Source organism: Bradyrhizobium sp. UNPA324, from assembly GCF_006658635.1.
Lineage (GTDB): Bacteria > Pseudomonadota > Alphaproteobacteria > Rhizobiales > Xanthobacteraceae > Bradyrhizobium > Bradyrhizobium nanningense.
On record NZ_LFJD01000004.1, the window covers coordinates 5,297,927 to 5,311,580 of the forward strand.

Consider the following 13,654-nt stretch of genomic DNA (forward strand, 5'->3'; position numbering starts at 1 on the left):
GCTCAGCAGCCGCGGCAGATGTTGTTGATGCTGCGATAGACCGCGTCGTCGTCCTGCCGCAGCTGCCGAAGTGTGTCGAGCCTCTTGCTCTCGTCGGCCGCCGCTGCAGGCTTGCGCTTGGCCGCGAGCTCGTCCTCCTGCCGCTTGTAGCAGGCTTCGCGATCGGGTTTGGCCTGAATGAAGCGGCAGTTCTGCTCCACGGCTGCGGCGGGAGTGGCGGAGATCGCGAGGGCGAGCAAGGCAGGCAGGGCGAGTTTCACGACAATCGAATCCATGGCGGCCCCTCTCTCAGGTCCATTGATCGCGGGCAACCGCAAACTTGCGGTCTATAACGACCGCGCCAGTGACGTTTTCAGCAGTGTCAACAGTGCCTGCACCGCGGCCGCATTGCGCCGCCGTTCGGGGATCGCGGCCTTCACCCACAATTCCGGAATCGGAAAGTCGCGCAGCACCGGCTTCAGCGTCCCGTCGCGCAGGGCATCGGCGACGAGGTAATGCGAGAGCAACGCGATGCCGTTGCCGGCGATGGCGCTGCGCGCCAGCACATGGCCCTCGTTGGAGGAGAGCAGCGGGCTGACCTGGATGCTGATGCGGCCGCGCGGTCCGTCGAAGACCCATTCCGGGCCGGTCGGCAGAAAGCTGAGGCAGCGATGCTCGACCAGATCGCGCGGATGCTTTGGTGCGCCGTGCTTCTTCAAATAGGCGGGAGAGGCGCAGAGCAGCCGCTTCAGTGCGCACAGCGGCTCATCGACCACGCCCCCGAACGAATGCGGGAAGGCGCCGATGGCGATGTCAAAGCCTTCGGTGACGGGATCGACCGGGCGATCGATCAGCACGATATCGAGCTTGAGCTTGGGGTTTTGGGTCTGGAACGCGCTGAAGGCGTCGGCGAGCCGCGCCACCGTCAGCGAGGTCGGCGCCTTGATGCGCAGGTGATCGACAAGATCGTGGCCTTTCTCGCCCATGCGCGAGAGCAGATCGGTCGCGTCAGTAACGACGCCGCGCGCGCGATGCACGTAGCGTTGCCCGGCTTCGGTCAGCCGCAGCTGCCGGGTCGAGCGGTGAAACAGCGGTGTGCCGATCCGCGCCTCCAGCTGCGTGACGCGTTTTGCGACCACCGAGGTCGAGACGCCGAGCTTTCGCGCGGCAGCGGAAAAGCCGGCCGCGTCCGCAGTGGCAAGAAAGGCCTGAAGATTGACCAGGATGTCCATGTCGGCCTTTCTCGATTCGCGAAAGCTGATCGCGTATTTTGGTGGATTGTAGCTCGCTGCGCGTTAATTCATAGTCGCTCCCAAGCAAAGGAATTTGGGAAGGGACGCGCCATGCGGGCCATGACGATCGAAGAACCGGCACGCCAGGTGCCGTTCTATGGCGAATACGAAGTCGTCGTGCTCGGCGGCGGCCCCGCCGGCATCGTCGCGGCGGCCTCGAGCGCGCGCGCCGGGCGGAAGACGCTTCTGATCGAGCGCTACGGCTTCCTCGGCGGCATGGGCACGGCGGCCGGCGTTACTAATTTTTGCGGCCTGCACGGCAATGTCCACGGCGAGCACCGCCGCCTGGTGCACGGCATGGCGTCCGAGCTGCTGGGGCGGATCGATCATTTGGGCGGCCTCAACAGGCCGCATCTGATCCTCGGCAAGGTCTTCGCCCAGGCCTACGACACCGCGGCCTACAAGATCGCGGCCGACGAGTTGCTGGCCAGCCACAAGGTGCACATCCTCTTCCATGCGCTCGGCGCTGGCGTGGTGATGGGCGACAAGCGCCGGATCGACGCGCTGATGGTCGAGACCAAGGCCGGCCGGCAGGCGGTGCGCGCGGAGATCTTCATCGACTGCTCCGGCGACGGCGATCTCGCCGTGTGGGCCGGCGCGCCGTTCGAGGTCGGCGACGCGCACGGCCATCCGCTGTATCCCTCCATGATGCTGCGCCTCAACGGCATCGATCCGGAGAAGGCGGGCGAAGCCTGGCGCACCATTCCGCAATTGATGGAGGAAGCCATCGCCGCCGGCACCCACACATTCCCGCGCAAGAGCGCGATCGTGCGGCCGCAAAAGTCCGGCATCGAATGGCGGGTGAATTTCACGCAAGTGGCGCGCGAGGACGGCCATGCCATCAACGGCGTCGAGCCCGACGATCTCACCCGCGGCGAGATCGAGGGCCGCAAGCAGGCGCTCGCGGCGTACGAATTCCTGCGTAGCACCGTGCCGGGCTTCGAGAAGTCCTACATCGTGGACCTGCCGCCGCAGCTCGGCATCCGCGAGACCCGCCGCATCAAGGGCGGCTACCAGCTCAGCGGCGAGGACGTGCTCGGCTGTGCCTCGTTCGAGGATTCCATCGGCGTCAATGGCTGGCCGATCGAGGCGCACGTTCCCGGCGATGTCGTCTTCACCTTCCCGCCGATTCCGGAATCGCGTGGCTATAATGAGCTGCCTTACCGGATGCTGGTGCCCGAAGGCGTCGACAACCTGCTCGTCGCCGGCCGCTGCGCCTCCATGACCCATGAGGGTCAGTCTGCGGCCCGGGTCTCCGGCGCCTGTTTCGTGATGGGCGAGGCGGCCGGTTCCGCCGCCGCGCTGGCGCTCTCCGGAAACCGGATTCCACGCGAAATCCCCATTGAAAAGTTGCAGGAAACGTTGAAACAACAGGGCGCCTTCATCGGCCGGGACCAAATGGTGCCGGAAGGATTGTGAGGGGCTGCACGAGAACGACGAAGAGAACGACGGCGGAGGAAACGGGATGATCGGGACAATGCGGCTCGCGCTTGCGGGCCTTCTGGCGATCACGGCGATGGGCACGGCGCGGGCCGAGGATGCGCTGAAGGCCAGGATCGGCGTGCTCCGCCTGTCCTCCTCCGCGCCGGTCTTCATCGCGCAGGACAAGGGCTATTTCCGCGAGGCCGGCCTCGAGGTCGAGCTGAAATTCTTCGACGCTGCCCAGCCGATCGCGGTCGCGACCACGTCGGGCGACGTCGATTTCGGCATCACCGCCTTCACTGCGGGTCTCTACAATCTCGCCGGTAAGGGCACGCTGAAGGTGATCGGCGGCATGAGCCGTGAGAAGGCGGGCTATCCCCTGATCGGCTATTTCGCCAGCAACAAGGCTTATGCGAGCGGTCTGAAGACGCCGAAGGACCTCGCCGGCAAGCGCGTGGCAATGACGCAGGTCGGATCGAGCTTTCACTATTCGCTCGGCCTGCTCGCCGACAAATACGGCTTCAAGCTCGCGGACGTGAAGATCGTGCCGCTGCAATCGCTGTCGAATGCAGCGGCCGCGCTCAAGGGCGAGACCGTCGATGCGGCGCTGCTGCCGATCTCGACCGCGCGAAAGCTCACGGACGAAGGCGGCGCGAAATTCCTGGGCTGGGTCGGCGACGAGACGCCGTGGCAGCTCGGCGCCGTGTTCGCCTCGCCGAAGACGCTGACCAACAAGGCGCTGGTGACGAAGCTGCTCGGCGCGCTCGCCAAGGCCGATCGCGAATATCACGACGTCATTCTCGCGGCGATGAAGGACGGTGTTGCGCCGATCAACGACAAGACGAAGCCCTTGCTCGAGGTCATCGCGAAGTACACCAATTTGCCGGTCGAGCAGGTGGTCGGCAATTGCGCCTATATCGATCCCGACGGCAAGCTGGATGTGAAGAACGTCGACAACCAGATCAAATGGCTGCAGGAGCAGGGCTTTGCCGACAAGGGCTTTGATGCCGATGCGATCATCGCCAAGGATTTTGTGAAGGCGGACTAACCCTTCGTCATTCCGGGGCTCGCGAAGCGAGAACCCGGAATCTCGAGGTTCCGGGTCTGATCCTTCGGATCATCCCGGAACGACGGAGAACAGGATAGACGGGACAGCATGGACCTGATCGCCAGCCACATCACCCATCGCTTCGGCGATCTCGCCGTGCTCGACGACGTCTCCTTCACTGTTAGCGCCGGCGAAGTGGTGGCGATCGTGGGTCCCTCGGGCTGCGGCAAGAGCACGCTGCTGTCGATCCTCGGCGGGCTGTTGCAACCGACCTCCGGCGCGCCCGAATTGCGGGGCTCGCCGCCGGCGGACAGCCTCAATCCGCTGACCTTCGTGTTCCAGGATTTCGCGTTGCTGCCCTGGGCGACGGTCGAGGAGAACGTCGAATTCCCGCTGCTGCACACCCAGCTCTCGGCCGCGCAGCGGCGTGCGCTGGTCGAGGACGCCTTGCGCCGAACGACCCTGACCGATTTCCGCAAGACCTATCCCAAGCAGCTCTCCGGCGGCATGCGCCAGCGCGTCGGCATTTCGCGCGCGCTCGCGGTCAAGCCCGCGATTCTGCTGATGGACGAACCGCTCTCGGCGCTGGATTCGCAGACCCGCGAGCTCCTCATGGAGGATTTCGTCCGCCTGCTCGCCGATGGCGGCATGGGCGCAGTCTATGTCACCCACAATCTCGAAGAGGCGGCGCGGCTTGCGGACCGCATCGTGGTGCTGTCGCGCAGGCCGGGCCGCATCCGCGAGGTCGTGACCGTGCCCATGACGCGCGCCGAACGCGGCGAGACCGCCGCGCGCGAAAAGCTGCTGGCGCTGCAGAACCAGATCTGGTCGCTGATCCGAAACGAGGCGATCGATGCCGAGCGCGAGGTCCAGCATGCTTGACCGCGCGGCAACTGAGACGGCGGCAAAGACCGAAGCGACCCGGCGCGTCCGCTTTCGCGGCGCCGGCTTCGTGCCTGCGTCGAGCCGTTTCGGCGGCTGGATCGCGCTCGCGCTGGTCATCGCGCTCTGGCAGGTGGCCGGCAGCACCGGCCTCGTCAATCCGCTGTTCCTGCCGGCTCCATCGGCGATCGCCCGCGCGATCTACCAGCTCGCGGTCTCCGGCGCGCTCTGGCAGCATCTCTCCGCCTCGCTGCTGCGCATCGGCGTCGGCTGGATGCTCGGGACCGCGGCCGGCGTCGCTGTCGGCTTTGCCATCGGCCTGTCGCGGCTGGCGCGCAGCGTCGGCATCACCTTCATCTCGGCGCTGTTCCCGATCCCGAAGATCGCGCTGCTGCCGCTCCTGATCCTCTGGCTCGGCATCGGCGAAGAGCCGAAGATCGCCACCATTGCGCTCGGCGTGTTCTTCTCGACCGCGATCTCGGTCTATAGCGGCGTCGACGCGGTGCCGCGCAACCTCATCCGCATGGCGCAGAGTTTTAACGTTCCCTTCGCCACTATCGTGCGCAAGGTGATCTGGCCCGGCGCGCTGCCCGCGATTCTCGCCGGCTTCCGCATCACCGCGTCCGTCGCGCTGCTCCTCGTCGTCAGCGCCGAGATGATCGGCGCCCAATACGGCATCGGCGCCTTCGTGCTCCAAGCCGGCAATCTGATGCAGACCGATCAACTGCTCGCCGGCGTGGTGATCCTGTCGGTGTTCGGCCTCGCGGTCGGCAAGGTGATTGGCTGGCTGGAGATGCGGTTTTTGCACTGGCGGTAGCGGCGATCACAATTGTCGTCCCGGGCAAGCGTAAGCGCAGACCCGGAACCCATCACCACAGGCAAGCGTGATTGAGGGACTGGAGTTATCCGCTTCGCGCCTTCACTGCTCCCTGTGGTTATGGGGCCCGGATCAGCGCTCACTTCGTTCGCTTGTCCGGGACGATACCGGCTATGGGGCCAATAACCTCAGCCTTCACGCGTTCCCGCGATCTTCCCTGAACAAATCCAGCTTCTGCTGCACCGGGCGGTCCGAGAAGCTGAACAGCACGGCATCCTCATCCGCCTCGTGCGTGACCCAGTGCCAGCTCGGCACCACGAACAGGTCGCGCGGGCCCCATTCGAACACGGCATCGCCGATCCGGCTGCGGCCCTTGCCTTCGATCGGGCAGAACACCGTCGCATCGGTTGAGCGATAGCGCGCGGTCTTGAAGCCCTTGGGCAGCAACTGGATGAAGGTGCCGATGGTCGGCATCGCGAAATCGCCGGTCTCGGGGTTGCTGAATTTCAGCTTGAGGCCGTGGCAGGCGTCCCATTCCTGGCCCGTCCTGGCTTTCTCCAGCGCTTCGCGAGTGTAGGCATAGGGGTAGCTGAAGATCGGCGAGGTCTTCGAGCTCCGCTTCACATCGACGGGCAAGAGGTTGTGGCCGTAACGCGCAAAGCTGTCGCCGGCGGGCTTTGTGATCTTCTGCTGGTCCTCCTTGGAGCCTTCCGCGAAGGAGCAGTCGAAGAACTGCACCAGCGGAATATCGAGGCCGTCGAGCCAGAACATCGGCTGGTCGGTCTCATTGGAATGATCGTGCCAGGTCATCGACGGCGTGATGATGAAATCGCCCGGCTCCATCGCGGTGCGTTCGCCGTCGACGGCAGTGTGGGCGCCCTTGCCTTCGAGCACGAAACGCAGGGCCGACTGGCTGTGGCGGTGCGCCGGCGCGACGTCGCCGGGCACCACCATCTGCACGCCGGCATAGAGCGAGGTCGTGATCTTGGACTGGCCGCGCAGGCCGGGGTTCTCCAGCACCAGCACGCGCCGCTCGGCCTCCTTAGCGGTGATGAGCTTGCCGGCTTCCATCATGTAGTCGCGGATGACGTCGAATTTCCAGAGGTGAGGCCGGCAGGCGCTCTTCGGCTCCGGCGTGATCAAATCGCTCATCACCGTCCACAGCGCGGTGAGGTTTTCGCCGTCGATCTTCTTGTAGAACGCCTCGCGTTCCGGCGTCTTGGTCACGGCTTCCATGGCGGCGCTCCCGTTCGTTTGTTGATTGACAGTATACTGACGATCTGGGTAGCGTCAATGTGACCAAACGCGTACAAGGCAATCATTCCGGGGTGGCTCGAAGAGCCGAACTCCGGCGCGCAGTTGCGCACCTGAGAATCTCGAGATTCCGGGTTCGATGCTGCGCATCGCCCCGGAATGACAAGAAATAGGGAGGTCTCGATGAAGCTGCATGGTTATTTCCGCTCCAGCGCCGCCTATCGGGTGCGGATTGCGCTGAACCTGAAGGGCCTCAAGGCCGCGCATCTGCCGCATCATTTGCGCAAGGGCGAGCAATGTGCGCCCGCTTATCTCGCCATCAACCCGCAAGGCCTGGTGCCGGCGCTGGAGAACGACGCGGGCGCGGTGTTGACGCAATCGGTGGCCATCATCGAATGGCTCGACGAGACGCACCCCAATCCGCCGCTGCTGCCGAAGGATCCATTGCAGCGCGCCAAGGTGCGGGCGTTTGCGCTGGCGATTGCCTGCGACACCCATCCGGTGCAGAACCTGAAGGTGTTGGCGCGACTGCGCGAGCTCGGTCTGGCCGAAGAGAAGGTCCAGGACTGGGCCGCCTGGGTCAACCGCGAGGGTCTGTCGGCCTGCGAGAGACTGATCAGGGACGAGAAGGGGCCGTTCTGCTTCGGCGATGCGCCGACGCTCGCCGATCTCTGTCTCGTGCCGCAGCTCGCCAATGCGCGCCGCTTCGGCGTCGACGTCTCCGCCTATCCGCGCCTGCTGAAGGCGGAAGCGGCGGCCAAGGCGCTTGCAGCCTTTAGTGACGCTGCACCGGAGAAGCAGCCCGATGCCGAGTAAGCCGCCTGCTCCGATCACGATCGACGCGGTCTATGCCGCGCCGGGCTATCTGTTCCGGCGCATGCAGCAGATCGCGGTGTCGATCTTCATGGAGGAGTGCAAGGCGTTCGACCTCACCCCGGTGCAATATGCCGCGCTGATCGCGATCCACACCCATCCGGGTATCGACGCCACGCGGCTGTCGGCGGTGATCGCCTTCGACCGCTCCACGCTCGGCAGCGTGATCGAGCGGCTGCAGGCCAAGGACTATGTCGAGCGCAAGCCGGCGCCCGAGGACAAGCGGATCAAGCTACTCTATCTGACCAAGTCCGGCGCCGCGATCCTGCGCGAGATCATCCCCGCCGTCGAGCGCGCCCAGGCACGGATGCTGGAGCCGCTGAAGCCGGCCGATCGCAAGACGCTGATGGGGCTGATGTCGCAGCTCGTCGACCTCAACAACGAGGCCTCGCGCGTACCGCTGCGCGCCGAGGATGCGCTGGAGCATCTGGGCAAGGCGGGGTGAGGGTGGCGATGCTCGCGCCTCGCATCCAACTGTCGTCCCGGACAAGCGAAGCGCAGATCCGGGACCCATAACCACAGGGAGAGGTTTTGCGAAGACTCGGAGTTACCCTTCGCGCGCGATAACTCCTCCCTGTGGTTATGGGTCCCTGCGTTCGCAGGGACGACGGCGAGAGTGTGGCGGCGCCGGTTGCTACATCCGCAACAACGCCTGCCGGTCGATCTTCCCGGTGCCCGTCTTCGGCAGCTCGTCGATGAAGATCACCTCGCGCGGATATTTATACGGCAAGAGCTTGCCCTTGACGTAATCCTGCAATCGCCGCGTCGCGTCACGCTGGTCGACGGTGCGGTTGTTCATCACCACCACCGCCTTCAGCGTCATACGGCGGTCCGGCAGCTCGGCGGCGAACACTGCGCATTCGCGGATGTCGGGGTGGTCGGCGAGGCAGAGCTCGACCTCCAGCGGATAGACCCACTGGCCCGAGATCTTGATCAGATCGTCGGCGCGGCCGCGGAAGAAATGGAAGCCGTCCGCATCCCTCACGAAGCGGTCGCCGGTGTAGATCCACCCCTCCTCGCGGATGGTCTCGGCGGATTTGTCCGGCCGGTTCCAGTAGAGCGGCGTGTTGGAATCGCCGCGCACCCACAAAATGCCTTCCTCGTCGTCGCCGACGTTACGGCCCTCCTTGTCGCGCAGCGCGACCTCATAGCCGGGCACGCGTAAGCCTGCGGCACCTAACTTCTTCTGCTCGGGCCGGTTGGAGAGATAGATGTGCAGCACCTCGGTCGAGCCGAGGCCTTCGACGATTTCGAGACCGGTGAGCGTCTTCCAGCCGTTGAAGACCTCGGCCGAGAGCACTTCGGCGGCCGAGAGCGCCATGCGCAACGACGAGAAGTCGGTCTTGTCCGCGCCATCGGCCTTGGTCAGAGATGTATAGAGCGTCGGCAGGCCGAAAAAGACTGTCGGCTTGTACTGCTCGATGGCTGCGAAGATCGCCGCGGGTTTCGGCTGGCCCGGCAGCAGCAGCGTTGCAGCTCCCGCCGAGAACGGGAAGGTGACGGAGTTGCCGAAGCCATAGGCGAAGAAGATCTTCGGTACGGAGAAGCAGATATCGTCCGGCGTCAGCTTCAGGATGTTCTGCGCGAAGGCGGCCTCGCTATAGGCCATGTCATGCTGGAGATGCACGATGCCCTTGGGCCTGCCGGTCGAGCCGGAGGAGTACATCCAGAACGCCATCTCGTTGCGATGCGTATCCGCTTCCGCCAGCCGGGTGGGGAATTGCGCCAGCCAGTCTGCCGCCGCGAGTCCCCTCGGCGCGGCGTGATCGTCCGCCGTGCCATTGACGACGATCAGCGTATGCAGCTTCGTGTCCCTGCAAGCCTCCGCATTGAAGCGCGAGCAGAACTCAGACTCCGCCACCGCAACGGCGGCCCCGGAATCGGCGAGATAGAATTGCAAGAGCTCCGGCGGCGTCAGCGTGTTGATCAGGAGCGGCACGAAGCCGGCGCGCACCGCGCCGAAGAACGCGGCCGGGTAGGCCGGGGTGTCGTCGAGGAACAGCAGCACGCGGTCGCCGCGCTTGAGGCCGAGCGAAGCAAGACCGTTGCCCCAGCGGCAGGCATCCGCACAGAGCTCGGCATAGGTCCGCGTGCCCGCGGGACCCAAGAGAGCGAGCTTGTCGCCACGGCCTTTGCCGAAATTGTCGAACAGGACGCGGCTCGCGTTGTAGATGTCGGGAACGGCAAAGCCGATCTCGCGCGCCCCGTCGCTGTCGGTGGGCACCTGGTCGCGAATCTCGTTGCTCATGCCCCGTCTCCGCCGTTCTTGGCGGCCTCGTAGCGGGCCATGAAGGCCGGCGACATCGCGCGCAGGCGCGCATCGTCAATGCGGCCGGAGCGGGTGATGTAGCTGTAGGCAAAGTCCATCAGGTCGAGCTTCATGTGCTCGGCAAAGTGCTCGTACCAGAACGCCGAGGTACGCGCGGCATTGACGAGCTTCTGCACCACCGGCTTGCGCGCGGCCTGGTAGCGGTGCAGGGCGGTCGCAAGATGCGCATCCGATTCCAGCGCCTTGACCAGCGCGATGGCGTCCTCGATGGCAAGCCGCGTGCCCGAGCCGATCGAGAAATGCGCCGAATGTAGCGCATCGCCGAGCAGCACCATGTTCTTGAACGACCAATGCTCGTTCCAGACCCAGGGGAAGTTGCGCCAGACCGACTTGTTGGAGACGAGGCAATGACCGCCAAGCGTGTCGGTGAACACCTCCTCGCAGATGCCCTTGGACTGCTCGACGTCCTTGTAGGCGAAGCCGTAGGCCTGCCAGGTCGCGTGATCGCATTCGACCAGGAAGGTGCTCATGGCCGGCGAGTAGCGGTAATGATGGGCGTTGAAGGCGCCGCGGTCGGTCTTGACGAAGGTCTGCGACAGCGTGTCGAATCGCTTCGATGTGCCGTACCAGACGAACTTGTTGGAGGAGTAGGACAGCGAGGTGCCGAAATCGCCCTCATAGGCGCGGCGCACCAGCGAGTTCAAGCCGTCGGCGGCGACGATCAAATCGTGGCCATTGAGCTGGTCGATGGCGTGGATCTGCGTGTCGAAGCGCGGTGTGACGCCGACGTCGAGCGCGCGCTGCTGCAGGAACCGGAGCAGCTCGAGCCGCCCGATCGAGGAAAAGCCGACCCCGTCGATGGCGACGCTGTCGCCGCCGAGATTCAGTGTGATGTTCTCCCAGCTCTCCATATGCGGCGCGATCGCGTCGACCGTCTCGGGGTCGTCGGCGCGCAGGAATTCCAGCGCCTGATCGGAAAACACGACGCCAAAGCCCCAGGTCGCGTCGGCCGGGTTCTGCTCGAACAGGTCGACCTGATCCTCGGGGTGACGTTTCTTCCAGAGATAGGCGAAATAGAGCCCACCGGGCCCCCCGCCAATCACGGCGATCCGCAACGTCTGCCTCCCTAATTGACAGTATACTTACTATCTAGGGGTAGACTAATGTGCTCCGGCGTCCAGCGCCAGCAGAATTATCCGCCAACGCGGGCGCACCGAAACTCATCGTCGGACACACGTTTTGCGCGCGCCCGAAACCGTCAGTTCCGAATCATAGCCAAACCAAGCCGGCTTGGCTATTCGCGCATCAGACGCAGCGCTTCACATAGACCCCGTTCACCAGCACCCTGGTGCAGCGGACCACGGGTGCCGGCTTGCGGACCACGACGGCGGCGTTCGGCCCGGCGCAGCCGGCGCGATAGACCCCGCGGGCGCATACCACCGCATTGGCGTCGGTGGCATCAAAGGTCATGGTCGCTCCGAAGGCGAGGAGCGCAGAAGCAACGAGCAGCAATGAACGCATGTTGTCCTCCCGGTCTTGTCGTGATCGAAGTTGGAGATCTGCAAAGGTTTGTCGCTGCAGGCGCGCGAAGATTCATGCTCACACGCCGCCAATTGTCGATGCTCGCGGCGAGCTATCGCGCCGCGAATGGCGCCAGCACATCCCGGCATGCCGGTGACAGCGCCGCGGCATTGCTGGCGAGGCACTGAATGATGCGGCCGCCGCCGGCCTCGACGCCGGCGCAGATGGTGCGGATGTCGGCGCCGCAGGCCGATTGAGCGACGAACAACTGTTCGCGCGGCCGCAAGGGGCGCAGCACGAGCACGGTTGGCGCGGCTGGGGCAGGCGCTGCTGCCGCGCCCCCTGCCGGCGCAGCGGTGGCCGCCGCGCCGCCGGTCGCGGCGCTCACCGCCTTCTCGCAGGCTGGCGAGACCCTTGCCTTGTTCTTCTCCAGGCATTCGAGCGCAGGCGCACCGCCCGGCGGCACGCTGGCGCAGACCTTGGGATAATCGCCGCGGCAGGAACTCTTGATCGCAGCAAGTTGCGCGCTGCTCGGCTGCTTCGGCGCAGCAGCAGCTTTCGGTGCCGGTGGTGCGGCGGCCGGCTTCGCAGCAGGAGCGGATTCAGCCTTCGGTGCGGCAGGTGCTGGCGCCGGCTCCGCTTTGGGGGCCGCTTCCTTCATCGCTTCCTTGGGGGCAGCTTCGGTCTTCGGCGCGGCGGGAGCGGCCTCGGTCTTCGGTACGGCCGGCTGCGGAGCGGCCGGCGGAGCGATCGCGCGAACCGCGGTCTGGCATCCCGACGAGAGGCTCGACATGTTCTTCTGCAGACATTGAAACGCTTCGGTGCCGCCGGGCGTCACGCTCGAGCAGTGCGCCATGAAGTCCGAGCGGCACGCGGACCGAATGGCGCTCTTCTGGGCGTCGGTCGGCGCCTGCGCGACCGCGCCTGTTGCAGTTGCGAACAGTGCCGCCGCCAGCAACGCCTTGCGCGTTGAGACTTGTTTCAACGTGTTGAACATCTGGATGAATTCCTGCCCCTGTCGATATTGTTCGACGCTTATCAAAAGTCGCGCAATCGCAATCATCGCGAGTGATGCCTCGCGAGCGATATCATTGGCCGCTTCGGCCGCTACCGCAAGCAGATTGTGCCGGCGCCGATACGATGTGCGGAAGTCGTCAGAGCCTGACCATCCGCTTGCCGCGGTTCTCGCCCGCGAGCAATCCGATCAGCGCCTTTGGCGTGTTCTGCAATCCGTCGATGATGTCTTCCTGCACCTTCAGCTTGCCGGATTTGACCCAGCCCTGGAGATCGGCGAGCGCGCGCTGGCTCTCCTTCATGAAGTCCATCACGATGAAGCCCTGCATGACGAGCCGCTTCACCACGATCAGTCCCGGCACGCCACGCGGGCCGTGCGCTGCGGGCGCGCCGTCATATTGCGAGATCGCGCCGCAGCAGGCGATGCGGCCGTAATTGTTCATCTGCGGCAAACAGGCTTCGAGAATGTCGCCGCCGACATTGTCGAAATAGACGTCGATGCCCTTGGGTGCCGCTGCGCGAAGCGCCTTGAACACCGCGCCGTCCTTGTAGTCCACGGCGGCATCGAAGCCGAGCTCGGAGGTCAGCCAGTTGCACTTGTCAACGCCGCCGGCGATGCCGATCACGCGGCATCCTTTGATCTTGGCGATCTGTCCGACGATCGAGCCGACCGAGCCTGCGGCCGCGGAAACCACGACGGTCTCGCCCTCCTTGGGCTTGCCGATCTCGAGCAGTCCGAAATAGGCGGTGAGTCCGGCGATGCCGAACACGCTGAGCAGATGCGTCATCGGTTCGAGTTTCGGCATCTTGGTGAGATGCTTCGCCGGCACCGCGGCAAATTCCTGCCAGCCGGTGTCGCCGAACACGATGTCGCCGGCAGCTAAGCCCTCGGCCTTCGAGCTGACGACCTCGGCAATGGCGCCGCCGGCCATCACGCTGTTGGCCTCGACTGCGGAGCGATAGGTCGCGCCGTGCATCCAGGCGCGGTTGGCGGCGTCGAGTGAAATGTATCGCACGCGCAGCAAGGCCTCGCCGTCTTTCGGCTCCGGCATTGCGCCGTCCATCATCTTGAAGTGCTCTAGGCCGAGCTTGCCGCTGGGTTTTTCGACCAGCAGAATTTGGCGATTGGTGTTGCCGCTCATGGCGTTTCCCCTCTTTGATTGTCTTGACGATTATTGATGCAGCTGCCGCAAACAAAACGTGCAGGCCGCATGTGTTGTGCGCTGCATGAAGGCTAGATCGCGGCGTGCCATTTCACAACGGGAACATCCTGCAAACGCGAT

General features: G+C 64.8%; 14 protein-coding genes. 6 read left to right on the top strand and 8 right to left on the bottom strand.

Going from position 1 to position 13,654, the window contains the following annotated elements; translation table 11 throughout:
* Nucleotides 1-2: 2 nt before the first annotated feature.
* Entirely contained in the window at nucleotides 3-275 is a 273-nt protein-coding gene (locus UNPA324_RS25440; protein WP_128917832.1) for a hypothetical protein, read from the bottom strand.
* 51 nt (nucleotides 276-326) lie between these two features.
* On the bottom strand, nucleotides 327-1,211 hold the full coding sequence (locus UNPA324_RS25445; RefSeq protein ID WP_128917833.1) for a LysR family transcriptional regulator: 885 nt from the start codon (nucleotides 1,209-1,211) through the stop codon (nucleotides 327-329).
* 111 nt (nucleotides 1,212-1,322) lie between these two features.
* On the opposite strand from UNPA324_RS25445, the gene UNPA324_RS25450 reads away from it, so the two are divergent.
* The 4 genes from UNPA324_RS25450 (at nucleotide 1,323) to UNPA324_RS25465 (ending at nucleotide 5,440) form a co-directional block, all read left to right on the top strand.
* On the top strand, nucleotides 1,323-2,690 hold the full coding sequence (locus UNPA324_RS25450) for an FAD-dependent oxidoreductase (protein WP_128917834.1): 1,368 nt from the start codon (nucleotides 1,323-1,325) through the stop codon (nucleotides 2,688-2,690).
* Between the two features lie 46 nt (nucleotides 2,691-2,736).
* Nucleotides 2,737-3,741: an ABC transporter substrate-binding protein gene (locus UNPA324_RS25455; protein ID WP_141936536.1), complete on the top strand. Its 1,005-nt coding sequence runs from the start codon at nucleotides 2,737-2,739 to the stop codon at nucleotides 3,739-3,741.
* A 108-nt stretch (nucleotides 3,742-3,849) separates the two neighbouring features.
* Complete coding sequence (locus UNPA324_RS25460) at nucleotides 3,850-4,623, top strand: ABC transporter ATP-binding protein (RefSeq protein ID WP_141936538.1); 774 nt, start codon at nucleotides 3,850-3,852, stop codon at nucleotides 4,621-4,623.
* Nucleotides 4,616-5,440, top strand: coding sequence for an ABC transporter permease (locus UNPA324_RS25465; RefSeq protein WP_181769512.1), 825 nt, complete (start codon nucleotides 4,616-4,618; stop codon nucleotides 5,438-5,440). The genes UNPA324_RS25460 and UNPA324_RS25465 overlap by 8 nt, the downstream gene beginning before the upstream one ends.
* Before the next feature lie 195 nt (nucleotides 5,441-5,635).
* Here the strand turns inward: UNPA324_RS25465 and gtdA are convergent, their stop codons facing one another.
* Nucleotides 5,636-6,676 carry a gentisate 1,2-dioxygenase gene (gene gtdA, locus UNPA324_RS25470; protein WP_141936542.1) on the bottom strand — a complete coding sequence of 347 codons (1,041 nt, stop codon included), beginning with the start codon at nucleotides 6,674-6,676 and terminating at the stop codon, nucleotides 5,636-5,638.
* Between the two features lie 201 nt (nucleotides 6,677-6,877).
* Here gtdA and maiA point away from each other — a divergent pair, with 201 nt between their 5' ends.
* The gene (gene maiA / locus UNPA324_RS25480; protein WP_141936544.1) at nucleotides 6,878-7,510 is read left to right on the top strand and encodes a maleylacetoacetate isomerase; all 633 of its coding nucleotides are present in this window, start codon (nucleotides 6,878-6,880) and stop codon (nucleotides 7,508-7,510) included.
* On the top strand, nucleotides 7,500-8,012 hold the full coding sequence (locus UNPA324_RS25485) for a MarR family winged helix-turn-helix transcriptional regulator (protein WP_128917840.1): 513 nt from the start codon (nucleotides 7,500-7,502) through the stop codon (nucleotides 8,010-8,012). Before maiA ends, UNPA324_RS25485 begins: the two co-directional genes overlap by 11 nt.
* Before the next feature lie 189 nt (nucleotides 8,013-8,201).
* Here the strand turns inward: UNPA324_RS25485 and UNPA324_RS25490 are convergent, their stop codons facing one another.
* The 5 genes from UNPA324_RS25490 to UNPA324_RS25510 all read right to left on the bottom strand — a co-directional run bounded on the left by UNPA324_RS25490 (nucleotide 8,202) and on the right by UNPA324_RS25510 (nucleotide 13,513).
* Nucleotides 8,202-9,815 carry a benzoate-CoA ligase family protein gene (locus UNPA324_RS25490; protein ID WP_141936546.1) on the bottom strand — a complete coding sequence of 538 codons (1,614 nt, stop codon included), beginning with the start codon at nucleotides 9,813-9,815 and terminating at the stop codon, nucleotides 8,202-8,204.
* Nucleotides 9,812-10,951: an FAD-dependent monooxygenase gene (locus UNPA324_RS25495; RefSeq protein WP_181769513.1), complete on the bottom strand. Its 1,140-nt coding sequence runs from the start codon at nucleotides 10,949-10,951 to the stop codon at nucleotides 9,812-9,814. The genes UNPA324_RS25490 and UNPA324_RS25495 overlap by 4 nt, the downstream gene beginning before the upstream one ends.
* Nucleotides 10,952-11,141: 190 nt before the next feature.
* On the bottom strand, nucleotides 11,142-11,357 hold the full coding sequence (locus UNPA324_RS25500) for a hypothetical protein (protein ID WP_141936548.1): 216 nt from the start codon (nucleotides 11,355-11,357) through the stop codon (nucleotides 11,142-11,144).
* Nucleotides 11,358-11,469: 112 nt separating this feature from the next.
* Complete coding sequence (locus UNPA324_RS25505; RefSeq protein ID WP_141936551.1) at nucleotides 11,470-12,354, bottom strand: cysteine rich repeat-containing protein; 885 nt, start codon at nucleotides 12,352-12,354, stop codon at nucleotides 11,470-11,472.
* A 157-nt stretch (nucleotides 12,355-12,511) separates the two neighbouring features.
* Nucleotides 12,512-13,513: an NADP-dependent oxidoreductase gene (locus tag UNPA324_RS25510; RefSeq protein WP_141936553.1), complete on the bottom strand. Its 1,002-nt coding sequence runs from the start codon at nucleotides 13,511-13,513 to the stop codon at nucleotides 12,512-12,514.
* Nucleotides 13,514-13,654: the final 141 nt, after the last annotated feature.